Below are 23,608 nucleotides of genomic sequence, written 5' to 3'. Positions count from 1 at the left end.
ATGTGTTTTTTGCTTTTATACAAAGTTTGAGAATAAGCGATTTAGGGCGAGTTTCATCTCCACCTGTTGCCATCGGGGTATCTAAAAGCGGATGCATAAATCCATTATCACTGAGATTATCATCGGTTGTAGTTGCAGTGCGTAATCGTGAATCTATAACAGTTTTCGTTTTGTCATAAAAAATACTACTATCAGATGAATCAGCCCAGTGTGTTCTCACTCTGTGAACGTGCTTTTTAATCTCGTCACTTTGTGTCTGACCGATATTTAACCCATTCCCTGTATTTCTAATAAATCGGTCTTCCGCAAGTGGCACATTTGAAATAGAACCATATTTACCGACCAAGTGACGATATAACTCAGGGTAACGTTGCTCGGTAACTTGTGTGGCAATCTCGTCAAAGGCAATCCAGCCTGCAGGGATATTATCCACGGCAAAATAAGCCGTCATCCCCACATCGCTACGGGTTAAATCAGGGAGTTTGTTGCTGTTGCCCAAAGTGCGGTATAAATCGGGAAAGGTTTGTTGGCTGAATGTTGAACCATCAGCACGTAAAAAACCAACGGGATTGGTTACCGCACGAGGGAATGATACAACTGCACCAATAGGCACGCCGTCGCCGCCTGCATCTTTCCATTCTGACCAATTTGAGCCATTAAAAAAGCGTGTTTTGATTTTGTTATCATTCGCTTTACGTGCAATTTGACGCACCGCATTTGTTGCCCCACCGCTAACTACTTCAATATGCCATTCCCCATTTTCGGGTAGATTTTGACCGCTTGCTAAGTAATAATTGCCATCGGTTTTATAGCCATTAGCATCGCCCTGCCCTTGTTCTACTTTGAAATTTCCAATACCATAGCCTGCTAAGGTTGTGGCTGGGGATTGTTTAGCGCTAGCAGCTTCTTTTGCTTCCGCCGCTTTATCATAAGCCGTTTTAACGGCTGCTGAACTCGCAAACTTTGTGTCACTTTCGTCGTCAACAGCAGAGTTTGGGAGTGGCTTGTTTTTGAGTGAGTTATAATCAACGGGTAGTTTATACTCTGTAGCCATGGGTACCCATTGAGCACCATTATATTCTTCAAAAATTTTTGTCGATGGATTCCAGCGTTTTGCTTTTAGCGGGACATTAGTGTGCTCCCCATCCAAAAATGATAAAGCCGCACTAATGGCGGCTCTAATTTCGGTTGGGAATTGCGTATATTCGCTATCGACAGTTGGTTTGTTAAAATCTGCCATTTTTGCTCCTTTACACTCCTTTTACAACCCAGCCAACTTTACCGCTTACACGATTCCCATTTTTATCAAATAAAAATACGTAAAAGCCTTTAGGTTTTGGCTCATCCTTAAAGTCAGATGTTGCAAAAAGTGGTTGTTTAGATTGTGGTGTTAAAACCGGGACAGACGCATCGATAAACTCTGTTGCAAAGTTTACCCATGTGCCTTTTATATCTGACGCATTTGCCTGTACGGTTCCTCCGTCAGTTTTTTGTTTTTGATCGAGTTTTAGATTAAGTGACTCTATTACGACAGGTTTCTGTGCATTGCTCACTGTAATTCTAAACTTAACATATCTAAAGTTGGTTTCATAAACGGATTGTTGGTCGTGTTCGCGCCAATTATCTTTAGCGTTTTCTTTTACTGCTATATGATAGTTAATATCATAACTGCCAGAGCTTATCACCTTAGGGGTAAGAGTAATTTTGGATGATGCTAATACCGTGCCGTAATCCATTTCCTCCTCATAATATCCGCTCTCGTCTATTGGCTGGAGGTACAACGGGAAACCTCTATTAATTTGAGATTTTGGAGTAGCGAGATTATTGGATCTAAAATGCTCTGCCCATGTATCTCGTCTGACTGGTAGATATAACTTGCCATCGATTTTATCCGAACCATTTTTAATTCCGTCATACGAGCTGTTGTAGTCGTATTTAAGGATATAATCTGGCGGTTGTGCAACATTGGATAGCGTATATTGCGGCTCACTTCTGTTACCTGCACTATCAACACCAATAATCCAGTATTTATATAACCCTCCTACAGTTTCAAACTGTGGAAACGCTAACCCATCAATATTTGTGATAAACTCTGAATTTTCTATTGTTTCCCCTTTCCGCAACTCATAATAGACAATCGGCAAGGTAGCCTTGGCACTTTGCCAACGCAACATGACGTAGTTATCGATAACTTGTTGAGATATAGAGACAGGTGTCGGTCGATGGACAATTAGCTGCGCTTGAGCGGATTCGCTCCGATTTCCGCCTAAGTCAATTGCAGTAACGGTAAATTTTTTATTGCCGTTAAAATCAGCCTTAAATTTAAATGATGTACTTTTAACTAAAGCCAGCACGTCATCATCTTTTTTAACCTCGTAGAGCTCAGTCGAAAAAGAGTTGTTTTTTGTCTCACCCCAAGTCATCAAAACTTCATCGCCGACAATTTCTGCAACTAAGTTTTCTACCTGTCCGCCTGAAATATTAAACGTTACTGCAGTGGGCGATTCAGAGCGAACATCGGAAGAATCCACCGCGCTTAGCCAATACTTATGCTCACCAGCGCGAATAAAACCAAGATTAAATTCGTTTGCCTTGATTTTCCCAACTGGTTTAGAAATTTCATAGGTGTCGCCTTTTTTAATCTCGTAATACTCTAAATCTATATCGGGCGATAAATCCCAAATTAAAAAAGCTCCTTCTTGGGCAATAGCCTTATGTCTTAAATTAGAAACATTATGCGGAGGACGTAATCTCCCTATTGGCTCATAGTTTTGGATTGGATTATCGGACCATACACCTAATACATTGCTTGTTTTGATGCGGATTTGATATAACACACCATCTTTTACATTAGGAATATCAACCGATGTTAAGGTCGTTGGCTCCATCTGTTTCCAGTTGCCATTGCCCTCGCGATACTCAATTTGGTATCGAGATGTGAGTGATGTTGCAGGTTCATAACTTACAACAATTTTGGTTTGGATACTTCCCCCAAGCCCACGATAAATTTCATCGGTAATCACTACATTTTTTACACCAGTATCTAGCGTATTGTTTGTTGTGTCATATTCAATGAGTTCATTCCCATTTTCAATATGCTCAAACTTAGAGGGATTGTAATCAGATGCAGTGATAGTATATGAGCCGTCATCACTCTCAACAATGGAGATAACTCGATAAAATTCAGGTTTTATATCTGAACTAGCAATAATCCATGTGCTATTTTCTGTAACAGAGGTAAAGACTGGTCTTACGTCAATCTCAGTGAGTTTCCCACGTTGTGTAATCGCTCTTTGTTCCAACTCCCCTTTTTCATTCACAATGCTAATCGTTGATTCTTTTGTGATTTCAACTTCCGCATCGAGGATGATTCGGTTTGTTGTTGAGCCGTCTTTAACTCTCCCACCGCGTCTCTCTCCTGAACGATGGACGTCAGATACTTGTATCACTTCGCCAGGGATGGGTATGGCACCATCTTGTCCGCAAGAAAACGTAATAACTTCGCTTTCGTATTGCTCAGTATAAAGTAGCCATTTCCCTAGTCGTCTCGCTTGCCCTCTCGATGTACAGCCGAACGCCACAACTTCCGTTTGGGATATGTACCCCATCTTAACAATCGCCTCCGAGTCCTCGATGTACTCTACAGATTGCTTAAAGTACTTTTTCGGGTCGTTCCACGTCACTAATACGACATTGTGACGAGTTTTAATATTCGAGCCTGAGCGGCTAAATTTACCGCCGATAACATTGGTATTGTTAAACTGATAAATAGGCTCTTTGGGTGAGTCTTGGACGAGCATTTGAGTACCGCTACTCCAATAACTCATTGCTCTAAATACCGATGTTAAATCTCGTAACAGCTTAAAGGCTTCTTGTTTGGTTTGGATATAAACATTGCAGGTAAAGCGAGGTTCACGGCCACCAAATCCATCAGGGACTAATTCATCACAGTATTTTGCTATTTGGTACATCGACCATTTATCTAGCATATCTTCTTTGATGTATTCCCCTGCCCCATATTCCTCGTTAGTGAGTAAATCAAAATAAATCCAAACAGGGTTATTTGAGTATTTGACAATAAATGTACCATCCCAATCACCGCTATATTCTCGAGTTTCTGGATTGTAGTTTGAGGGCACTTTTAGTTTGATGCCACGGCAATGATACCCACGAGATGGTATTGAGCTAAATTGCTCAGCGTCTATTTGCACGCCGACATATGCCACGCCAGGATAAGTTAATTTTTCCTCAAAAACCGTTGTGATTTTCGAAAAAATGGTTTTGTTTTGTAAAACCTGGCTATCTGAATCATCAGTTAACCGTGTCACTTTTATATTCCAGGGAGCTTCGCCTGTTAATCTAAAGCTATGTTCGCGATTATATGATGATGTGGTTTTACCCTCGATAACGATATTACCTGCATCTATCCATTGACTACCATTAGCTTGATATTCAACTTTTAACTCAACTTTTGTTCCATTAATATCACCATTACTTTTATTTTGATGACTTAATCCAGGCACAGTAATAGTTACTCTAACAATATCTGCTTCTGGTGCAATAATAGAGCGAGTGATAGGTTTGTCTTTTTTTACTTCGGTATTGACATCTGTTGTCACTTCATTGGTTTGGCAAATTTCTGACGGTGCTTGTCTCACGCTTCCAGGTCGCCACTCAATAGCAACATTATTAAAATTGAATTTGCCTTTTTCATCTTGTAACTGTACATCACCAAAGTAAACTGAGTTCAGTCCATTTACCGGCCCTTCAATTTCACCACAAGAAATAACATCAATAAATTTTGCATAAGAGCAAGATTTTAGCGAGTCGGGCGCTTCAACTGGTGCTCTACCACCTCCGCCACCACCTTTCCCACCGCCTTTTCTACCAACTATCTGCATTTATCACCCCGAAACTCGTTTAAATTTAAGTTTTCCTCTAGTCTCATTGTTTGATGTAGAGTTTGTTCTGATAGGAATTTCTTTATCGGTAAGACCTGCCGATACAACAGCAGATCCAACTATTAATTCCCCATATAATAATGGAATAGGTTGTCCCTGCTCGGTTGTATTTACTGCACCATTAAATAAATAAGACGGCTTATTCTCTGGACGTTCTTGTGGTCCGCTTACTTTTGGCACAGGGACGAGTAATTGGCTGATGCCGCCAAGTACAAGTGATGCACCAATCGTAAGTGGCAAGGTTGCCGCGCTGCTTAAAAAGCCTGTACCGCCTATAGTAGCCCATCCTAAAGGGTTCCAAAATGCAAGACCAATCATCGCAGCCCCCGCTATGAGCTGAAAGAATCCACCCCGCTTAGAACCCCTAATGATAGGAATAAGATGAAATTCGGCTTGAGCGCCATACCGCATTTGAAATTCATCAGATGATGTTGTCAGCTCTTCTCTCTGCACCAAGAACCGATAAACTATTCCGTGTTTTTCAGATTCTAAGAGAAACTCTTTAAATCCTCTTTTTAAAACACATAAGGCTCGGATGGCTTCCGCTGGTGTTTTTACTGCCAGCTTATGGACTTTACCAAAGCGTTTGCCTAACTCGCCTTTAAGGCGTATTTTCCTTATGTCGCATGATGTGCGTTGTTCTTTCGCGGTAGAATTGTCCATATACATCCTTACTTGATAGTCGTCCGTATAGGTGATGGCCAATTAAACCATCACCAAGATAAACACCAGCATGATTAGGTACATTTGCGTTAATTTGCATCACAATCATGTCGCCTATTTTTAAGTCTTTGACTGGATAAAATCCCGCGTCCTCAAAGTTATCAACATAGAGATTGCCACCATTATCCCACCAGCCATCTATGCGATTGTAGTTTGGGAGATTAATACCCAGTTCTTGGCGATACCAATCACGCACAAATCCGTAGCAGTCGGTCATGCCATGGATAAACTTACGCCTATACAAATCAGGCACCTCTGTAAGTGCAGGCATAAAATGCGTAGATACCTCATCGCCTTCTAGTCCAATAATGCACCATTCTAATCCACTTATTTTATGTGCATCTTGATCTGCAATGCTTGGTAAACAGCTCTCGTCAGGATGAGAGTGAACAACGGTTCTAATTTCCCCCACTCCTTCCGCTCTGGCATAATCTTCTATGCCAATCAAAAATTCATCTTCTGTTTCTGCCGCTAAATTGGTACAGGCGACATACTGCAATTTGCCATTTTTAAGCACAAAAAAACCGCAACTTTCGTGCGGATAACTTTGTTTGGCGTGTGCTATTGCATCATCAATATGTTTCATTTTAAATCCTCATATATGCCGCACTTGGGAAACCACCAAAAGGCAGTTCTGAGTGCTCACCAAAATGTGCTTTACAGTCAGCAAGCGTTTTAGAGCAAGTTGCTTTATCGCCTGTATATCCGCAAAACTGCCCCTTATATTTATGAGTGCAATATTGAGCGACAATCTGCCAACGGGGTAATTTCACCCCTTCTAAATCAGTGGCAGGTAATAGCTCGAAACTAACGGTTAAATGGTCTTCCGATGTTTTTTGCGATATATAAAATATATCATCGGGTAAATGTGCGTTTGGGTCGGCAGTCAAATTTCCATTTTCAAAATTTACCGCATCAAGATAGATTATTTTCGTTCGTTTGCGAGTAAGTCGAGCGCCCTCAATGCCTTTTAATTTTGCCAAGACTAATGTAATCGCCCCACCTAAATTGGAAAATGTAATCCTTGGTCTAACAGGATTTAACCCATCAACTGCAAATCCCTCAGCTTTGACTGGATAAGGCGTATATTCTTGCCCTTGCCACACAATAGCTTGACCTAATGGATTTAATCCATCGTGGAAACGATAAACAATATCGCCAAATTTAGTGAGATCGAGTTCAAATAATTCTATCCAACCATGAGAGGCATATTGTTGCAGTTGTCCGTAAATACTCATATTTTCTCCAATAAAAAACCGCACTTTCTAAAAGATTGTGCGGTTATAAGTTCACGAAAAGATCTAACTGTTTAATTTGTAAAAGCTCACGCTCAAGGTCTTGCTTTTCTGATTTGCATTGCTGCAATAATTTTCCCCGTTCACCAGCTCGTTGCGTATATTCAGCTTTCGCTGATGATAGAAATACTTTGAGCGCCGTTTCCTGCCTGACTGTCGGTTAAACCGATAGTCGCCTTTGAAAGTTGGGTTTGATTAGACATAGAATGTCTCCTTTGGTTTGTTTTCGATATTAAGATTTACCCAGTTAAGGGTGCCGGGTGGTTCGAAAGCCGACCAAAAGAAACGGCTGGGATTATTCCCCTTTCGGGTGTTGTATTCTCCGCCCGCCCGACATAGATGAAATTGGATTTATGCGTGTTAAGTCTTAATGGCAATAAAACTAAACGAGATCACAAATTTTGCGCATAAAAAAACCGCTATGCTATCGGGTGCGGACTTCCGCTTTTGGTTTAAGGTTTCGACACCTTGAGAAAGAGTGTATTAATTTATTTGTATACTGTCAATAACAAAAAAGCTCTCGATTACGAGAGCTTAATGTGCCGATATTTAATCACCTCGACAAGTGATTGCCATTCAAACAACCTGCTAAATAGAAAGGCTTTTGAGACCTTGAAAAACATACTAATAAAAAAGCCCCTTGGGTGTCAAGGGGTATTATCTATAATCCGGCTGCTTTAACTAATTCTTTCAATCCATTAATTTCATTTTGGGTGAAAGAATACTCGTTATTACAAATCTTGATGTCAATCTGGTTTGCGTTTGCCAGTTGTTTAAGTTGGGCATTCGTAGGACGATAAATATTTAACTGTAAATAGAAGTCACGCGTCGCTGTTAACCCAGAATTATACGGTTTTAAATTAAATTTTTTACCATCAACTAACCAGTGGGTTTCGTCGCATTTTACAGGAGATCGTCCTTTTTTAGTAATAAGTAACTCGTTATATTGTTTCTTATTCTTTATAACAGAGAATTTCTCAGGGACTATAGTTTGGGTATATTGACTACTTACAATTCCAGATACCTGCCACTTTATTTCACGTTCACCAGTGAATTTATCTGTCTCATCCGTAATTTCACCCTTTAAGGCTAATTCGTCTTGCTTTGCCCATTTTTCACTTAGACTTTCTTTCTTTTGTTGTGGTACGGCGCACCCAGATAAAAACGCAACCATAACGCCAATCAATAATAATTTTTTCATTTTAGGTTCCTCTCGGTTTAATTGATTTACCAATTCTACGAAACACAAAACATTTATTTAAGTTTTTAATCAAAGTTTTTTCTAATTTTGTGACCTAAATCTCAAAACTTTATTAATTTAACCGCACTTTAAGCGTCATAACGTGCGGTTCGAAGGCTGCCAAAAGTCAGCTGGACATATTCCAAAAATAAAAGCCAGAAATAAAAATGTGTATGCAAATTGGCGCGCTTTCTTAGACTTATCAATTACTTCTAGCATTTCATAGAATAAAGCTAATCCCGAAGCACGCTGCGCCAATGGCAAAACCAACCGCTGCAATAATTGCTGCACTTGCTAGCATTTTCCCTGCAATGCCTGCATCTTTTTCACTCATTTTTCCACCTACCTTAACTTGATGTTTTGGTGTATACTTAATCAAAATTGCTCCTTAGTTGGTTAAACTTGGAATAAGGGGTAAAGAAAAACCCCGAAGTGCGGCAAACGCTTCGGGGTTTAGTTATTTTTAGGTTTACCACCATCGAATAGCTTTAATGATACTTGGTAGCTTCCACGTAAAAGCGAAGATGAAAATTAAAAAGGCGACCGCGAAAGTCGCTTCCCATAATCCATATTGCATAATTAACTCCTTGAAGAAAGGAAGGATGTTGTCTATAATCTGTTCCATTACATTTCCTTTTTTAGCTGATTGGAAAATAGAAAACCCCGAACATTGCGAGTGTTCGGGGTTTGTTTTTTATCTAAAAACTACACCACTTCTTCAAAGGTGCAGCTGATTTCCGTGTGTCTTTTAGTGACGGTTTTTGACCATTTCGGGCAAACGACTTTGATTAAATCGCCATTTTCGTATTCACGAAAGAAAAATGCCGTGACGCCACCATGCGACGTTAAAAAGCGGTCAAATTCGACCGCACTTTTGTGATTGAGCTTGTATGTCAGGTTAAATTTGCGGAGCAGCGGATTTAGTCCGTCCACCATTCGCTGTTGATAACCATCGCCAAAATTAAGCACTTTTCGTCTAGGTTCTTCCTCTACAGTGTATTTAGGCTGAGGACACCAAGATAATGTTTTTAATGCCATGTTTACTCCTAAGATAACAATCCGCCAGGGCGCATATTCTTCTGCAACATTGTTCCCGCTTCTGCTTGCGCAATTTGTCGAACTAATTCCACAGTGATTTCAAGCTGTCCATTTCTTGATTGTTGGCTTACCGTTGCATCCATCGGTTCACCGTTATTAATCACCTTAACCGCTATATCCCCTGATGATTTAGGTTGATAAGCCATAGTGGGCAATCTTGGTACACCGACTCCACCACCATTAGCAAAACCACGACGCACAGAACCGTAATTAAGATGATCTAAAAAGCCACGACCCAAACGAGCAGTGGCTTCTTTTGTTATGACGTATTCGCCCTTATGTACAATACCAGCTGGCGTGTATTTTCCACCATCACCTGTATAACCACCAGTGGCAAAACCAACACTGGTAATTTGAGACACTAAATTAACACCAGCACTTGCCACTGCTGCCATATTAGCGAATTTCTGTGCTGGCGTAAGAGCGGTTGGATCGGCAAGTGCTTGTGCGATCGCTTGAGATAACTTCACTGTAGCTTCTGCAATGGCAAAGGCTTTTGAGATTGCAAACATCGCCTTATAGGCTGCTGATTGCTTACCGGCTGATTGTTCAACGATTGATGTTAAAGTCCCAAACGCATTACCAAGATCATTTAATCCAGTAGCATAAAGTCCCATTTGCTCTTGAAACTGATTATTTCTGTATTTTTCAATAATTTGCTGTTTGCGTTGTTGGAATTCTTCTTCCGTGATTAACTTTTGATCGTTAAATGATTGAAGCTGAGCAAGCTCTTGCGTTTGTTGATTAATTAACTCTTGTTGTGGGTCATAAAGTGCACGTAATTGTGCCAATGGATCGACCGCACTTTGTGACACCTGTTGCGCATAGTCAAACTGTACTCGAGTCGAGGCTTTCACTGCTTCACTTTGGTTGAGCTGCCCTTTCTCGTATAATTCCTGAATAGATTTTAGTTCATTATCACGATTAGCTTTCAACAACTTTTCTGGCGCATATTTGCCAGCAAGCTCTAAACGTTGGCGAGCAAAGCGTTCTGCAATAGCCGTTTTTGCGGTTTCATATTCTTGATACGATACCACACCTTTTTTATTGTGTTCTTCCAACCGTTGGAACATTCGCGCTTGCTCTAACTCGATTTCGCCTAGACTAGAGCTGTTTTTCTTGCGAATTTCATCGTAGAAATTAAGCCAACTATCACGAGCATTTTCACCTGATTTTTTGTGACTTTCTTTGATTTGTGTTTCAATTGTTGTCACTTTGGTTTCATCGGAAAACATTTTTTCTAATGTTGCTTTTCCGGCTATGATCTTATTTAGTGTTTCAACTGATAAACCAACAGCTTTATCTGCTGCATTAGCTGCGGTAATTGTACCTGTCGCAATGCCGATCAATACTTCATTATATTCAGCACCCTCTTTCCCAAGCAATTCATAAAGACCTGCTAAAACATACGCAGATTTTGCTTGCCCTTGTTGTTTTAACTTCGCAACCTCTAATTTTTGAGCAAGCGTTGTTGATTTACCATTTAACTTATCAATTGCATCTTTTAAATCTAAAGTTTTATCTGTGGCGTTCTTTGCACCGTTTGCCGCGTCAGAGAAACTTTTTGGTAAAGTTGCGATAATATTATTCGCAGTTACTGCATCAATACCAAGTAATTTGAATTTTTGTCGGACATCATCAAGACTTTTACCTGAACGCAACATGTTTTCAGCTAGAGGAGCAAGCATTTTTACGAGGGCTTTTTCTGCTAAACTTGCATTTTCTTCGATAGACTTGATTTCGTTTTGTAGGTGCTCCAACTCTTTATCACTAATACTATTAACGACTGTGAAACCATCAAAATCGCCATTAATGTTTTTTGATTTTGCACTAGCTTTAGCTTTTTCGATTTCCTTGTAATATTTCTCAATATCTTCGAGTTGCTTTTCTACTTTTAAGGATAATGCAGCTTCACTTAATTCATTGTAACTTTCTGCTAATCCTTGGTTTGCAGTTGTAGTATCAAGTGCCCATTGTCGAGCTTCTGCCGCTCGTGAACTGAAGAAAATTAATGATGTAGCAGCTATCCCAATTACACCAGCAGGCCCACCAAGTAAAGCCATTACACTTTGCAAACCTTTTGCCGCCATCGTTGCAAGATTAGTTGCTGTAGCAAGGTTTCGTTTTGCAGTGGCTTCAGCTTGTGCAAGTGCAATAATTTGAGCAGACTGCACTTTCATTCTTTCACGCAATGCAAAGCGTGTTTGTTCAGATTGTGCAAGTTTAAATTGTGCGTTTAAGCTTGCCATTTCAACCTGAGCCGCTGTACGCATTGCGGTAGCTTTTATTGCTATGGCTTTTGCCTCAGCAATATGAGCTAGAGCATTTTTTGCACTAGCATAACCCGTTTTTAATAGTTCCAAGCCGTATTTGCTAAGATGACCGATAGCAAGTGCAGCTGTCAGCGATCCAAGCCCAATAATTAATTCTTGGAGATGATCGCTAACAAAATCGACTCCAGTAGCTAGTTTTTGTGTAACACCTAACGCACTATTTGCTTCACCTGAAAACTTAGTTATCGATGTCTCTAAATTTGTAAAAGACATTGAAAGAGTTTTAACACGTTTATTAAAGTCATTATCAACCGTATCTCGTGCTTTTACTAAAGCTTGGATAACGGTGTGAATATCCAATTGCCCTGCTTTAGCTAAGTTTTTCAGCTCGCCAGTTGTTGTGCCAAGCCCTTTAGCTATTGCGTCAGCAAGACCTGGAGTTTGCTCCATAACAGAATTAAATTCGTCACCACGAAAAATGCCACTTGCCAAGGATTGCCCAAATTGCATTAATGCCGCTTGCGCAGATTCTGCGCTTGCACCAGACATTGCAACAGATTTTGCAACAGTCTCAGTTAATTCGGAGACTTGCAATTGAGATAAATTTAATCTATCTGCATTTTGTGCAAAGCGTTGATAGATTTGTGCAGTAGCGCCCACAGCTTGATTGGTTTTCAAAGAAATATCAAACACCGATTCTGTCGCAGCCACCATAGCTGTTTGGCTATTTGTTACTAAGCGAATACGGTTTTGCAATTCAGTATAACTATCCGCGTATTTTATCACATCAGAAATACCAGATGATAAATAGGAACCGCCCGAACTTACAATGCCCGCCCAAAAAGTACGGCTTGTCGTTTTATTAATTGTATTTGCCGCTTTCTCTATGTTATTCAAATATTGAGTAGTACGCTCTGAGAATTGTTTTGCTTTGGCCTGCGCTTTTGTAAAATTCAATTCAAATTGTTTTGCGAACTTTTGCGTTTGATAGGATGATTTATCAAGCGCCTGATTAAACTGAATTGAGTCCAAACTCAAAAGAATATTTAACGAACCTAAACTTGACATATTCACCTCATAAAAAAAGCCCGCCGAAGCGAGCTTTTAGAAACTTATAATTTAATTAATAATAACATATTTCACACGATTCTTATCTTGTTCAACTATCCTTAGTTTCTTAATACGGTTATTTTCTTTAATAATAGCTACAACAAGACAAGTTGCGAAAATAGCAACATATACACCAATAAAAGCGAGAATATAAATAAAATCAACAGCAAATAAAAGGAATAATGTCCCTAATGCAATAAGCAGTATAAAAAAGCATTTTGCTGTAAATTGAATAAAATCACGCAACATACTTACCACCTTCTATAAGTTGAAAGTAACTGTTTTTCCTGTGGGTAATTCAACCGATAAATTTAACACACCACCCATTGCTTCAATGTAACGTTTAACTGATGATAATTTAATGTCATTGCCACGTTTTTCAAGGGCGACAACTGACGGCTGAGAAATACTTAATGCTTCTGCCATTTGCTTTTGTGAAAGCTCTAATTCTTCACGAATACGGTAAAGTTGTAACTCCATTCGCATATCGTCTGCCATAGCTTTCACTTTCGCTTGCTTTTCAGCTGGAAGATTATTCATCAGATCTTTAAATTTCACGCTCATTTTCTTGCTCCTTAGTTAATTCAGAAAGGTAATCATCATAGGTTTGTTCCGCTAGGGCAATCATCTCTTTGTAAAAGAGTTTTTCTTTCTTGCCTTTTTTATCTCCGCCACATAAAACAATCGCTTGTCTGACAGGGTCGAAAATATAAAATAAACGGAATACCGATAATTTAGACTGTACTCGCAATTCTTTTAAATTGGTATATTTAGAGCCTTGCAGCGTATCCGCATAAGGTCTGCTTAATTGTGGACCTTCTGTTGATAATAATTCCAACGCCGCATAGATTTTTAATACGTCATCTTCTGCCAGCGTTTCTAACCAGTTCAAAAGTGGGTCTTGTAAAATTACTTCCCATTCTTGTTTCATACAGCTATTACCTTTCTTATTATTTATATAGATTTTAATCTATATAAGATTCAGAAGCAATAGATAATTTAACGATTTGCTAAATAATCAGCCACTCCGTCATCATCTTCATCATCCATTTTTTCTTGGTAAAACGGCATAAAATCAGATAACTCTGGAGGCTTAGACTTAGGGTATCGATTTATCATAGCAAGCAAATGTGAAACTTGTGCAGTACGATAATCCTCTCGCCATAATCCAAAAGGCTGTTCCTGATAAAAAATTTCGTATTCTTGGAGATGACGCTCTGGCATTTGCTCAATTTCTTCAAGTGTTTTGCCGAGAGAAAGTGAGAGGTTTATTTGGAACTTTCTTCGGCTTGAGAGTTTTTTGGTTCATCTTCCACAATAGCTTGCGTTAATTGCTCAAATACAACCTTATCTAATTTGGAAAGTGCGGTTAAATCATCAGGATTATCCATATCAAAAAGATTTTTACCATCTTGATCGCACAACCGCATAGCAAGCGTACGCGTTAATCGATTCGGGTCATAAATTTTAGCAAGTTGCTCAGTAAGGTGTTTTTCATCATTGAAGTTCAATTCAATACCTTGACTCTCTGCAATGTGCACCAATTCTTGTTGTTGCCCATAAAGCACACGATTCATTTCACCAACAGTAATTTCACGGATATGATAATTCTCGCCATTAATAATGATTGGGGTAATTTTAGGCTTATTGGCTAAAAGTTTTTCACGTAGATTCATTATTTATCACCTTTGTTTTTAATTGAATTAATAATATTTGGGAGTCGCCAAGCGATGATGAAACATACACCTAACACTAAATAAGCTAAGGTCGTTTCCCATAACCCATATTGCATAGCTTGCTCCTTGAATAAAGGAAGAAAGTTAGTTATAATTTCCAATGAAGTTTATTCCTTTTAAGTATGGTTTAATTGGAATGAAAAACCCCGAGAGTTCGCTGCTTTCGGGGTTTTGGTTTTTATAAGGTGCGGTCAAAATTCACCGCACTTTGCGGCTATGCTGGTAAGTGATAATCGCGTTTTGTTTTTTTAATCGTTACACCCGATTCAAATTTGCCTTTGACTTCACCGCTAAAATTAGGTGAGGTTTGGATAAATCCTGTACCGTAAAGAGAACCTTGACCATTTTTCAAAATCATCATCCAAGGGAATGTTTCTTTAGCATGAAACTTCTTGCGCAAGTCAGCTTGCATTGCGGTACCTGGTGCATAGAAGAATGTTAATTTAATTGAGCCATACTCAATTTCACCTGCTTCTGTTTCAGTACCTTCAGAACACATGGTTGTAATATCTTCTTCGCCTAATGTGTCGCCATCACCCTCAATCTGTTTAATCGCACAGAAATTAGATGACCATTTCACGGTAGCCACTTTAGCTGTTGCGTAACTGGCTGGCGCATCTTGGCTTGTCCAATCAACTTCATCTGCAAGTGTAATTAAGTCGTTGGTAACGGCTTTTACAGGATAATATCCATCAAGCGCACCTAGACCAGTTAGCTTAATAAAATCCCCTACTTTGGCACCATGCCCTGCTGATGTAATGGTTGCATTAGGCTTAACCGTTACGGCTGTGACTGCTTTGCCTTCGGTTAGACCAGTGCCCAAATAAAATTTAGTGCCTTGAAAAGGTGTTGTTTGTGTAGGCATATCTAGTCCTCATACTTAATTTGATATTTAAGGTTAGAAACGAACCAAGTACGATTTGTCGTATCTTGCTCGTATTCGTAGCTAATAAGAGTCATTTCGGAAATGTTTTCCGATAATTCATCATTAGATATAGCTACGCTTAATCGCTCTTTGATTTTGTCTGCAATATCATCTAATGCGTCGTCGCCTAAAGCTGTTTTCAGATAAATTGCGATATTTAATGCTGCGGTATATTCGTGATGACAGAGATCTACCTCTTCGCACGAAATCTCATCAAGAAAAACTGCAATAGCTGTTTTTTCTTGGTCAATATCAATAAATAAAGGGCGCCCAGAATAAATATTCTCAACACCCTTTATACTGCTTTTGAGCATATCCGACACTTGATGCCGAATCTTCTTATGAATTAGCATTTAATCCTCTATTTTTTTAAAATGTCACTCAACTCTCTTGTCAGTTCGACTTTGATCTGACTTGAATAATCTTTTAACTCATTATGGAAAGCCGTTGTTAATGGTCTAGATAACGGAATCTTAACAACATCAATTGAATATCGCTCTTTACCTTGTCGCTGCATAACGTGTTTACGACCATTTGCTAGAGTTTGAATAAAACCGCGTTGTATTTGATATTTGCCTATTCTAATTTGCCCTTTACTCGCTCGCATGGTTCGTCTAGGGTTTTCCAATAATCGAATTAATGGTAAATTTCTTCTATCAACTCGTATTTTTGCAACTGGTCGATTCGCTGTTGCTTTTTGGGATAATCGAGTTCGCTTACGGATTAATTTAGCTGGCACATGAATCTCTTTGGATACATTTTTTGTTCCATTTTTGATTGCACTTCTCGCCACCTTATTAATCGCTTTTGCTGCCGCTTTAGGCACGACTTGATTAGCCAGTTTTTGGATATTAGCTTGTAATGCTGCCATCCCTTCAATTTTCACCGCCATATTTACTCCAATTGCAGCACGATCTTCCCATCTTCAAAACTAAACCCTCGCACAACATATTCCTCTGTTGAAGAAATAATGATATCTCCAAGTTTTGGCTTATATCCTGATGCTTTAAAAAGAGTGAGAGTACGCGTCGTGCCATTAATTAAGTAATCATCGGTGTAATTGCCACTCATTAGTTTTGGGCTTTCATCAAGCACCGCTTTGTATTTTTTGCCGTTGATAACATAGACGGACATCATCACATCTGATATGACGTTGTCCGCCTGTGCGAGTGCGTCATCAAACGGACTAAGCGTTGATCTTGACATCTACAGTGCCCATCGATACGCCACTAGCATGCCAAGCAATACCTAAACGCTTGTTACTACCTGCGGTAGTTGTTGCTCCGTCAGTTGCAGACCAGTACACGATCGCACCTTGTTTGATGTCGTCAGCCGCTTTTGCTTTAACGGTAAATACACCGGTAGTCAAACCAACACCAACGGCGGATTTTTCCACGTCGGCAACAGCAATCGCCGCAAGGTTTTCTAACATCACTACATCACCGCTTTTTACGGCAGCGGCAGCGGTAAAACGCACGGTGTTTCCGTCTTGCATATAGTTTTTAGCCATATTTAATGATCCTTTAATTTTGATAATAAAAAACCGCACCTCGCTTAAAAGTGCGGTCGTTATTTAAGGCGTTTTAAGTTACTTATTGGTAACTTTTACAATGCCACGGTAGTCAATTACATTAACACCTGCATCAATGCGCACCTTGGTAGATACGCCATCAACAGTGAAACCTTGTTGTTGCTCCATGTATGGCGTATCAATGCCGTCAAGGTAAGAAACTTCAATAGCCTCTTTGTTGATTAAGTACCAAGATTTTGGATCGGCAACTTGTAAACGTGCGGATTTAACTGTCGGCACAATGTCACGGATTGGATTGATAATGCCAGAATTAATATCAGCTCCCTCCACACTTGCTGAACCTAGAACTTGTTTAGCACGAGTATAAAGTGAGGTTGGTAACAACATAAAATCAGGCTCAATCGCTAATGGTTCACCACGAGTATTGACAAATCCATTCATCATTTGAATTGCTTTATCAATATTGGTTACATCTAATGCGGCATTATCAAATGAGTTTTTGTGCGAGGCATCAAATAATTTTTTGCCATCTTGCGCAATCGCGTTACCAGTTAATAACGCAAACACTAATTTAGCGATTGTCGCACGTGCCGCTTGTCCCATTTTTTCAGGAATTTTTGTCAACAAGTGCATATCGTCATTGATGATTGCTTGACGGGTAATACTAAATAATTGCCCGTAAGTCGCTAATGCAACGCTAGCGCCCTCATCGCCGATTGTGCCGTAGGTGTACTCCTCACCCTCACCAACTTGCGGTAAGTAACCAAAGTCACCTAATCCAACACGTTTCGCCGCGCGGAAGTCGGTTAATGTGCCACGAGATGTAAACTGATCAAAGTTTTCCGCTGCGGTTTCCCAACCTTTAAGCAAGGATTTGTGCGCTACATCAATTAAGATCTGACCAAAGTCAGAGCTTGAGTGAGTAAATGCCAAACCAACCATGCTCATTGCATTTTGACCCGATACACTAATACCTCGATCAACCAATGATGCACGAGCAAGCTCACGCAATGTCATCGCATTGTAGGCGTTGTCTTTAGCATTTACTTTGTCTTTGTCGATACCTGCACGAGCCAATAAGGATTGTTTCACGCTATCACCAACAATGTTACCGTTATCGGCATAAGGCGTTACTGCTGCACTTGGGGTTGTGCCTGCACCAAGTTTTGCTAATAATTTGTCTTTGGCTTGATCTGCGGTAATTGATAAATCACCTAAACACTCCACTAACAAATCATTGTGCGTAGTACCAAACGGTGCAAATACCGCTTTAATGTCGGCGTTACGTTTATTTAATTCCGCCTGCACTTGTGCGGTGTTATCTACCGGAGCTGTCGGCGCTTGATTTACCGGTTCAGTTGGTGCTGGTTGTGCAGGAGTTGGTGTTGCTTGTGGTGCGGATGCGCCAGCGTTGCCTTGTGGCTTAAACAACATGTCTTTCATTGCTTTTGGCATATTTTCAAAGTCCTCTAATTTTCTTGATTTAATAGACGCCATCGCCACAAGTGGTTCGGCTAGTTTGTCTGCAAATCCTTGTTCAACACATTCTTTTCCGTTGAGCCAAGTTTCTGCTGATAGCATTTCTGCTAATTCTTCAGGTGTTTTTCCTGTTTTGCTTGCATAAGCTGGGATTAGCGTATTTTCGACCTTGTCTAATAAGTCGGCATATTTGCGCATATCCTCAGCATCGCCACCTTGGATGCCCCAAGGCTTGTGGATCATCATCATTGCATTTTCCGGCATGATTACCTCATTGCCCGCCATCGCAATAACGCTCGCCATACTTGCCGCCAAGCCGTCAATGTAAACTGTCACCTTTGCAGGGTGATTTTTTAGCAAGTTGTAAATCGCGATCCCATCAAAAACATCACCACCTGGTGAGTGGATGTGTAGGTTAATCTGCTTAATGTTGTTTCCGCAGTCTTTTAAATCCTGTGCAAAGCTCGCAGCAGATACGCCCCAAAATCCGATCTCATCGTAAATTGAGATCTCTGCCGTATCGTTGGCTTTGGCTTTGATTGAGTACCAAGACTGGTTATTCGTCTTTGTCGCGCTCGTTGCCATCGCCACCGGCGACAGAATCATTTTTTGTTTTGTCATTTGTCGTACCTGTGTTAGTTAAATCCGTGTCAAACTTGAGACCAAATTTGCGGTTTTCCTCAACCTCAACTCTACGTCTGCGTTTAACTTCTGCCGGGTTGCTGCCGCTTGCTCGTACTGCTTGGCTTTCGGTCGCTAACCCCCCTTTAATACGCTCTTTCCACGCTTGCGCTTCTTTTATTGGATCAATCCACGGCATCACTGGGCCACTGTAAACAGCGTTATAAAGTGACGCTGGATCAATATCGACTGGCACCTCAATTTCACCGCTGACAATCGCCATTTTTAGCCATTCTCTGTATATCGGACGTGAGATGTGCGCAACAAAGGTATCTTGTAAAACGGAGTAACCCTCAAAGCTCTCCACCAACTCTTGGCGCTGGCTTGAGTAAGTGCCGTTATAATCTCGCGCAATGCTTGAGTAACTGGAGCGAGTTCCCGCCGCCGTTGCCCTTAATTGTCCGTTTCTAAAGGTTTCAAGGTTAACGTTTGGGCGATTAGAATTGATTAACCCGATGTCCTCACCGGGTTTTAAATCATCAATGATTGCACCTGGAGCAATCTCAAAATCTCGCTCCGGGCTGTCTGCGCTATAATCCTCATTATCCCCATAGATAGCGGCATCACCTTTTTTGATGTACATCGTAAAGGCGGCGGCAATTCGTGCGGCCACACGCTCGCTTTCCTCATAATCTTTAAGGTCAGCAAGTCGGATAATTACACCGTGCAACATCGATACGCCACGCAACTGGTGCAAGCGTTTTTTAAACGCAAGGTGCAACATATTTTCTGCCGGCACCGATTTAACTCGCCCGTAAGTGCGGTTATTTTCTTGTGGGTTGTCCATGTAAACACGGTACGACTTAGGACGACGCCATGCGTCAAGCTCTACCCCTTGAATTAAATTTGCCGTATCAAGAGTATTCATCGGCACAAAATCAGGCTCTAACGCCTCAAGGCTAAATGCGATTTTGGTGCTGTGATTGAGACCTGCTACACTGCCTCGCACAAGTTGGATAAAAACTTCCCCATCACGGAGCCACGTGCGTAACAACATCCGCTCAAGTTCAGGGCGAGTAAACTGCCCTGTCACTTCAGGACGAATAGACCATTCTGCCCATTTTTTGCGAATCTGTTCAGCTAAGGTTTCATTCACATCACCGTTTAAATTCATCGGCTGTGGTTCAATGTGGATACCTCGTGAGCCAATAACACGTTCTTCCATCTTGTCCAAAATCCCGATCACAATATCGTGATTTTGATCTAATGCCCGAGCCTGTTCTCGCAAACTGACCGCACTTTGTTTGGTTGATACGTTAGCGCCTTGGCTTTCGCGTTTTGCCTTATGTGTACGGCTTGGCATTGCTGCCTCGTATGCATTCATCACATATCGGCTTTTTGCTCGCTGTGCGCCCCATTTAGGCGAGATTGCGGCAATTGTTTTATCTAATATTCCCATCGTTTAAAATCTCGCATATTTGATTCTGTGGCGTTTAACGCGCTGTCTTGTTTCCGCTAATAACTCATTAAGCATTTGTTGATAGCGGTCACGTTGTTTTGTCCATTCGGACACTTGGTAAGATACCGATCGCCCATTAAAACTAACTTGGCTTTGGGCGTTTTCGATCTTTTCATCAAGAGCTCGGATTTTTTCTTCAAGCTCGTCTTTGTCGTAAATCACAGCCACCCACCTTTTTTCTTGCTTGCGCCACCGTTTAACCAATTACTTTTTGGTTTGGGTTTCGGTTGCGGTTTTACTTGTTCAATTTCTACCGCACTTTCAGCTTCTTCTGGTGCGGATGATTCTTTGCGGATCACGTTAGGGTTTACACTTGGCAATTTCGCCCAGTATGGGACATTGTCCTCATCGCCCCACTTAATACGCTCATAACCACGCAAAATAGCGATCGCATGGGCGTAGCAAAATAAGTCAAATGCCTCATTGTTACCTTTGCCTGGTTTGCGCCACTTACCGTCTTGTCCTCGCTCCTCATAGGTCAGCTCATCAAAAAACCATTCGCCAAGCCACGACGGAAAATGGATATAGTTAGCCCCGATAGTCTCACGGCTTAGTGCGTTACTAATGCGATCTTTGAGTTGGTCTGTTTGAAGTAGGTATAGCGGCACATCACCTCGTGCTTTAGCATGACGATCTGACCGTGAGGTGTTATCAGGATAAGTTCGAGAAATCAGTTTTTGGCGTTTGGTACTATCACCTTTAACGAGATACACTCGTTTTGATATGCCATCTCGTTTGCATCTACGCCAAAACTTATAGGCGTTATCTGTTACACCGTCCTCACCGCCACTATCCACCGCCATTGCAAGGATTGGCATGACTCCGCCGTCTAATCCCTCAATACGATATTGCTTATTAAGCACATCACTGATGAGTAAATCCCAATCCTCAGGGTAGGCGGACGGATCAATTGGTAGGCTTTCCCCCTCTGAATTGCTCCGCATTGATGATTTAATGTTGTATCTATCAATGAGCCACCGTTCGCTGTTTTCACCATATCCAACAATTTGGACGACAAAACGGCGATTCCGCCCACCCTGTACATCAACTGCAGCCAATAAAAAACGGCACCCATAAGGTACCGTTCTTTTTTCTGTATCTTCTCGCCGCTCCATTAATTCATCACTTCGGCGTTGCTCAAGTGCGGAGCGTGGCAAATAAGGCAATCCCCAGTCTGTATTTGTTACTGCCTTTAGCGTTTCTTCACTGCCAGTCATTTCAAATTCATGTTCAGCAGTGAGTAATTTATAAGTTAATTGCGCCCATGTTTGATAAGCGGCGGCAGGGCCTTCCAGCCAAAATGATGCAATACGGGAGTTTCTGCCCTCGCCATGGATTACACCGTCTTTATCTATCGTTTGCCCTTCCTTTAGCCATTTGCCGCCAATGTTTAATGCGCGTTTCTTGTCAGGATCTACGAGAGATTGACAATGTGGGCATTGTAAACGAGCGTTTTCGCTTGCCTTAACATAATCAGTATCATTACGATAACCCACCATATTTGCCATTGATGGCTCAAACCACTCTTTGCAATGTGGACATTGCCAATAGAATCTGCGTCTATCACCACGGTTATATAAAGATAAAATCCCAGTTGTTGGCGGGGCCTCGTGAGTAGTTTTTGGATGATGTTTTATATCAACAATATCCTTGCCTGGCGAACTCTCTACAAGTGTCATACCCGCACTCATAAATGTAGTCGTACGTTTGGACGCTAAACTAAATCCGTCGCCCTCACCGTCCACATCATCGGGCCAGCGGTCGTAATCGGTTAATGCAACGTACTTGTAATCGGATGATGACAGCACATTAATAGACGGCCAGCCAATTTTTAATAAATTACCTGCCCTAAAATATTTATCGTGGACATTGTTATCGTTTTTACGCGGACTTAATCTTTTTGCAATCTCAGGTGAGCATCTAAAAGTGCGGTCTAAACGTTTGCGACTATGCTCACTGGCTTTCTCTTGTGTAAGTTGCACCAAGAGGAAATCAGACGGATCACAAATAATCGCATAGGTTATCCAGCCATCAATCAATCCGATTGTTTTACCAGTACGAGCTGGCCCAACAAAAATAACTGCGTCATACTCACGAGAGTTTAGGCAGTCCATCGGATCTAACATATATGCAGCAGTATCTTTATCCCATTTAACAGAGTTACCCCCACCAACTGGCACGCGCATATATTCCGCTACGGCTTCCGATACTTTCATTCGGCGAGGCGGTTTAAGTAGATTTGCAATATCTCGCCTAATATCTTTAGCTGATGCAAACATGACTACTCCTCTGATTTATTATCGCCAGCCTGTATATGTAATGACATTTGCGATTTAACGTCATCAATCACCTGTATTACACGAGTTAATTGTGTTGGAGTTAACGCACAATCACGCTCTAAAATATCTGGCAATGTATCAAGTGACTGCACAACAGCTTTAGCCAAAAAGCCCATCTCTTGAGCAACTTCAAAGGATGGTACCAGTTCGCCAGTATCTCGCTCGTATTTAAGTCTTTCGTTTTCCGCTTGCCAAAATGCTCGTCTCTCAACAGGTGACAAGCTATCAACATCCGCCGTCATTTTTTCGGCAAGCCCGATTTTGATTAAATCAGATAGTGCATAGAGCTTTAATTTGGAATTACTGCCAATAGCTGGCGTTAGTCCTGCAAGCCTTTGTGACACGGTTTGCCGATGCATTCCGACCAGTTCGGCGATCTGATTTATATTGAGTTTTAAGTCGTATAAATTATCCATAGCCGAGACCGTTAAAATGCCCAAAAAAGGGAAAAGATGATGATGACTAGAAACCTAAAAAACTGTCGAAAACCGCGCGCCCGAAACCCCGTGGAAAGGGGTATCCCCTCAGGAGTACCTTTTACTCTTATATTTTTGCGCGTTTATTTTTATCAAAAACATTAATTTTGTAACATTTACATCACATAGCTTAGATATAACCCCGAGATTTTTAACATCTTGAGTGGAGGTATAGCTAAGATATGTAGCATATATAAAACAAAAGACCGCACTTTAATCGGCGGTCTTGGTTTGATTAATCCACTTATTGAGATGATCTACTTGGCTTGCGCACTTATCTCG

At 40.9% G+C, this 23,608-nt stretch carries 24 protein-coding genes; all 24 read right to left on the bottom strand.

Annotation, left to right across the window (positions count from 1 at the left end; all coding sequences use genetic code 11):
• Positions 1-1,240, bottom strand: a 1,240-nt coding sequence (locus HMPREF2644_RS05140) for a pyocin knob domain-containing protein (protein ID WP_257286046.1), incomplete at its 3' end; no start/stop codon positions are given.
• A gap of 10 nt (positions 1,241-1,250) precedes the next feature.
• Complete coding sequence (locus HMPREF2644_RS05135; RefSeq protein WP_070828288.1) at positions 1,251-4,901, bottom strand: TipJ family phage tail tip protein; 3,651 nt, start codon at positions 4,899-4,901, stop codon at positions 1,251-1,253.
• A 3-nt stretch (positions 4,902-4,904) separates the two neighbouring features.
• Positions 4,905-5,624, bottom strand: a complete 720-nt coding sequence (locus HMPREF2644_RS05130; protein WP_080317174.1) for a tail assembly protein — start codon at positions 5,622-5,624, stop codon at positions 4,905-4,907.
• The gene (locus HMPREF2644_RS05125) at positions 5,563-6,270 is read right to left on the bottom strand and encodes a C40 family peptidase (protein WP_070828287.1); all 708 of its coding nucleotides are present in this window, start codon (positions 6,268-6,270) and stop codon (positions 5,563-5,565) included. The genes HMPREF2644_RS05130 and HMPREF2644_RS05125 overlap by 62 nt, the downstream gene beginning before the upstream one ends.
• A gap of 1 nt (position 6,271) precedes the next feature.
• Positions 6,272-6,922 (bottom strand): phage minor tail protein L, encoded by a 651-nt coding sequence (locus HMPREF2644_RS05120; protein ID WP_070828286.1) that lies wholly within the window; start codon positions 6,920-6,922, stop codon positions 6,272-6,274.
• 718 nt (positions 6,923-7,640) lie between these two features.
• Complete coding sequence (locus HMPREF2644_RS05115; RefSeq protein ID WP_042594865.1) at positions 7,641-8,180, bottom strand: hypothetical protein; 540 nt, start codon at positions 8,178-8,180, stop codon at positions 7,641-7,643.
• A gap of 259 nt (positions 8,181-8,439) precedes the next feature.
• A complete protein-coding gene (locus tag HMPREF2644_RS09275; protein ID WP_005651234.1) occupies positions 8,440-8,598 on the bottom strand; it encodes a hypothetical protein in 159 nt (52 codons plus the stop codon).
• 326 nt (positions 8,599-8,924) lie between these two features.
• On the bottom strand, positions 8,925-9,257 hold the full coding sequence (locus tag HMPREF2644_RS05110; RefSeq protein ID WP_038440713.1) for a phage tail protein: 333 nt from the start codon (positions 9,255-9,257) through the stop codon (positions 8,925-8,927).
• Between the two features lie 8 nt (positions 9,258-9,265).
• Positions 9,266-12,658 (bottom strand): tape measure protein, encoded by a 3,393-nt coding sequence (locus tag HMPREF2644_RS05105; RefSeq protein WP_070828285.1) that lies wholly within the window; start codon positions 12,656-12,658, stop codon positions 9,266-9,268.
• A 51-nt stretch (positions 12,659-12,709) separates the two neighbouring features.
• Positions 12,710-12,949 (bottom strand): hypothetical protein, encoded by a 240-nt coding sequence (locus HMPREF2644_RS05100; RefSeq protein WP_015701503.1) that lies wholly within the window; start codon positions 12,947-12,949, stop codon positions 12,710-12,712.
• A 12-nt stretch (positions 12,950-12,961) separates the two neighbouring features.
• The gene (locus HMPREF2644_RS05095; RefSeq protein ID WP_005651224.1) at positions 12,962-13,264 is read right to left on the bottom strand and encodes a helix-turn-helix domain-containing protein; all 303 of its coding nucleotides are present in this window, start codon (positions 13,262-13,264) and stop codon (positions 12,962-12,964) included.
• Positions 13,248-13,631 carry a type II toxin-antitoxin system RelE/ParE family toxin gene (locus HMPREF2644_RS05090; protein ID WP_015701504.1) on the bottom strand — a complete coding sequence of 128 codons (384 nt, stop codon included), beginning with the start codon at positions 13,629-13,631 and terminating at the stop codon, positions 13,248-13,250. Before HMPREF2644_RS05090 ends, HMPREF2644_RS05095 begins: the two co-directional genes overlap by 17 nt.
• 68 nt (positions 13,632-13,699) lie before the next feature.
• Positions 13,700-13,924: a phage tail assembly protein T gene (locus tag HMPREF2644_RS05085; RefSeq protein WP_070828284.1), complete on the bottom strand. Its 225-nt coding sequence runs from the start codon at positions 13,922-13,924 to the stop codon at positions 13,700-13,702.
• Between the two features lie 44 nt (positions 13,925-13,968).
• Positions 13,969-14,376 (bottom strand): hypothetical protein, encoded by a 408-nt coding sequence (locus HMPREF2644_RS05080; RefSeq protein ID WP_070828283.1) that lies wholly within the window; start codon positions 14,374-14,376, stop codon positions 13,969-13,971.
• Positions 14,377-14,650: 274 nt separating this feature from the next.
• Positions 14,651-15,301 carry a hypothetical protein gene (locus tag HMPREF2644_RS05075; protein WP_070828282.1) on the bottom strand — a complete coding sequence of 217 codons (651 nt, stop codon included), beginning with the start codon at positions 15,299-15,301 and terminating at the stop codon, positions 14,651-14,653.
• A 2-nt stretch (positions 15,302-15,303) separates the two neighbouring features.
• Positions 15,304-15,714 carry a phage tail terminator protein gene (gpU, locus tag HMPREF2644_RS05070; protein WP_005651206.1) on the bottom strand — a complete coding sequence of 137 codons (411 nt, stop codon included), beginning with the start codon at positions 15,712-15,714 and terminating at the stop codon, positions 15,304-15,306.
• A gap of 8 nt (positions 15,715-15,722) precedes the next feature.
• Entirely contained in the window at positions 15,723-16,253 is a 531-nt protein-coding gene (locus tag HMPREF2644_RS05065; RefSeq protein WP_042594859.1) for a phage tail protein, read from the bottom strand.
• A 2-nt stretch (positions 16,254-16,255) separates the two neighbouring features.
• Positions 16,256-16,567: a hypothetical protein gene (locus HMPREF2644_RS05060; protein WP_005651204.1), complete on the bottom strand. Its 312-nt coding sequence runs from the start codon at positions 16,565-16,567 to the stop codon at positions 16,256-16,258.
• Positions 16,548-16,871, bottom strand: coding sequence for a DUF2190 family protein (locus tag HMPREF2644_RS05055; protein WP_015701510.1), 324 nt, complete (start codon positions 16,869-16,871; stop codon positions 16,548-16,550). Before HMPREF2644_RS05055 ends, HMPREF2644_RS05060 begins: the two co-directional genes overlap by 20 nt.
• Positions 16,872-16,949: 78 nt before the next feature.
• Entirely contained in the window at positions 16,950-18,992 is a 2,043-nt protein-coding gene (locus tag HMPREF2644_RS05050; protein ID WP_180362965.1) for a ClpP-like prohead protease/major capsid protein fusion protein, read from the bottom strand.
• Entirely contained in the window at positions 18,928-20,451 is a 1,524-nt protein-coding gene (locus HMPREF2644_RS05045) for a phage portal protein (protein ID WP_070828281.1), read from the bottom strand. Before HMPREF2644_RS05045 ends, HMPREF2644_RS05050 begins: the two co-directional genes overlap by 65 nt.
• 3 nt (positions 20,452-20,454) lie before the next feature.
• Positions 20,455-20,673, bottom strand: coding sequence for a hypothetical protein (locus tag HMPREF2644_RS05040; protein WP_042593429.1), 219 nt, complete (start codon positions 20,671-20,673; stop codon positions 20,455-20,457).
• Positions 20,670-22,790 carry a phage terminase large subunit family protein gene (locus HMPREF2644_RS05035; protein WP_042594854.1) on the bottom strand — a complete coding sequence of 707 codons (2,121 nt, stop codon included), beginning with the start codon at positions 22,788-22,790 and terminating at the stop codon, positions 20,670-20,672. Before HMPREF2644_RS05035 ends, HMPREF2644_RS05040 begins: the two co-directional genes overlap by 4 nt.
• A 2-nt stretch (positions 22,791-22,792) precedes the next feature.
• Positions 22,793-23,266 (bottom strand): DUF1441 family protein, encoded by a 474-nt coding sequence (locus tag HMPREF2644_RS05030; protein WP_042599555.1) that lies wholly within the window; start codon positions 23,264-23,266, stop codon positions 22,793-22,795.
• Positions 23,267-23,608: the final 342 nt, after the last annotated feature.

Origin of the sequence: Haemophilus sp. HMSC071C11 (assembly GCF_001837655.1) — a bacterium.
In the GTDB taxonomy this organism is placed as follows: Bacteria; Pseudomonadota; Gammaproteobacteria; order Enterobacterales; family Pasteurellaceae; genus Haemophilus; species Haemophilus influenzae.
The sequence above is the reverse complement of the archived record's forward strand: the minus strand, read 5'-3'. Positions and strand labels throughout refer to the sequence as shown.

Bases quoted from the DNA above. Each gene is read 5' to 3' on its own strand.
- HMPREF2644_RS05060 (WP_005651204.1), bottom strand. From the start codon at position 16,567: ATGTCAAGATCAACGCTTAGTCCGTTTGATGACGCACTCGCACAGGCG.
- HMPREF2644_RS05105 (WP_070828285.1), bottom strand. From the start codon at position 12,658: ATGTCAAGTTTAGGTTCGTTAAATATTCTTTTGAGTTTGGACTCAATT.
- HMPREF2644_RS05065 (WP_042594859.1), bottom strand. From the start codon at position 16,253: ATGGCGGTGAAAATTGAAGGGATGGCAGCATTACAAGCTAATATCCAA.
- HMPREF2644_RS05055 (WP_015701510.1), bottom strand. From the start codon at position 16,871: ATGGCTAAAAACTATATGCAAGACGGAAACACCGTGCGTTTTACCGCT.
- HMPREF2644_RS05030 (WP_042599555.1), bottom strand. From the start codon at position 23,266: ATGGATAATTTATACGACTTAAAACTCAATATAAATCAGATCGCCGAA.
- HMPREF2644_RS05035 (WP_042594854.1), bottom strand. From the start codon at position 22,790: ATGTTTGCATCAGCTAAAGATATTAGGCGAGATATTGCAAATCTACTT.
- HMPREF2644_RS05100 (WP_015701503.1), bottom strand. From the start codon at position 12,949: ATGTTGCGTGATTTTATTCAATTTACAGCAAAATGCTTTTTTATACTG.
- HMPREF2644_RS05125 (WP_070828287.1), bottom strand. From the start codon at position 6,270: ATGAAACATATTGATGATGCAATAGCACACGCCAAACAAAGTTATCCG.
- HMPREF2644_RS05130 (WP_080317174.1), bottom strand. From the start codon at position 5,624: ATGGACAATTCTACCGCGAAAGAACAACGCACATCATGCGACATAAGG.
- HMPREF2644_RS05090 (WP_015701504.1), bottom strand. From the start codon at position 13,631: ATGAAACAAGAATGGGAAGTAATTTTACAAGACCCACTTTTGAACTGG.
- HMPREF2644_RS05085 (WP_070828284.1), bottom strand. From the start codon at position 13,924: ATGCCAGAGCGTCATCTCCAAGAATACGAAATTTTTTATCAGGAACAG.
- HMPREF2644_RS05050 (WP_180362965.1), bottom strand. From the start codon at position 18,992: ATGACAAAACAAAAAATGATTCTGTCGCCGGTGGCGATGGCAACGAGC.
- gpU (WP_005651206.1), bottom strand. From the start codon at position 15,714: ATGCTAATTCATAAGAAGATTCGGCATCAAGTGTCGGATATGCTCAAA.
- HMPREF2644_RS05095 (WP_005651224.1), bottom strand. From the start codon at position 13,264: ATGAGCGTGAAATTTAAAGATCTGATGAATAATCTTCCAGCTGAAAAG.
- HMPREF2644_RS05075 (WP_070828282.1), bottom strand. From the start codon at position 15,301: ATGCCTACACAAACAACACCTTTTCAAGGCACTAAATTTTATTTGGGC.
- HMPREF2644_RS05110 (WP_038440713.1), bottom strand. From the start codon at position 9,257: ATGGCATTAAAAACATTATCTTGGTGTCCTCAGCCTAAATACACTGTA.
- HMPREF2644_RS05135 (WP_070828288.1), bottom strand. From the start codon at position 4,901: ATGCAGATAGTTGGTAGAAAAGGCGGTGGGAAAGGTGGTGGCGGAGGT.
- HMPREF2644_RS05080 (WP_070828283.1), bottom strand. From the start codon at position 14,376: ATGAATCTACGTGAAAAACTTTTAGCCAATAAGCCTAAAATTACCCCA.
- HMPREF2644_RS05115 (WP_042594865.1), bottom strand. From the start codon at position 8,180: ATGAAAAAATTATTATTGATTGGCGTTATGGTTGCGTTTTTATCTGGG.
- HMPREF2644_RS05120 (WP_070828286.1), bottom strand. From the start codon at position 6,922: ATGAGTATTTACGGACAACTGCAACAATATGCCTCTCATGGTTGGATA.
- HMPREF2644_RS05045 (WP_070828281.1), bottom strand. From the start codon at position 20,451: ATGGGAATATTAGATAAAACAATTGCCGCAATCTCGCCTAAATGGGGC.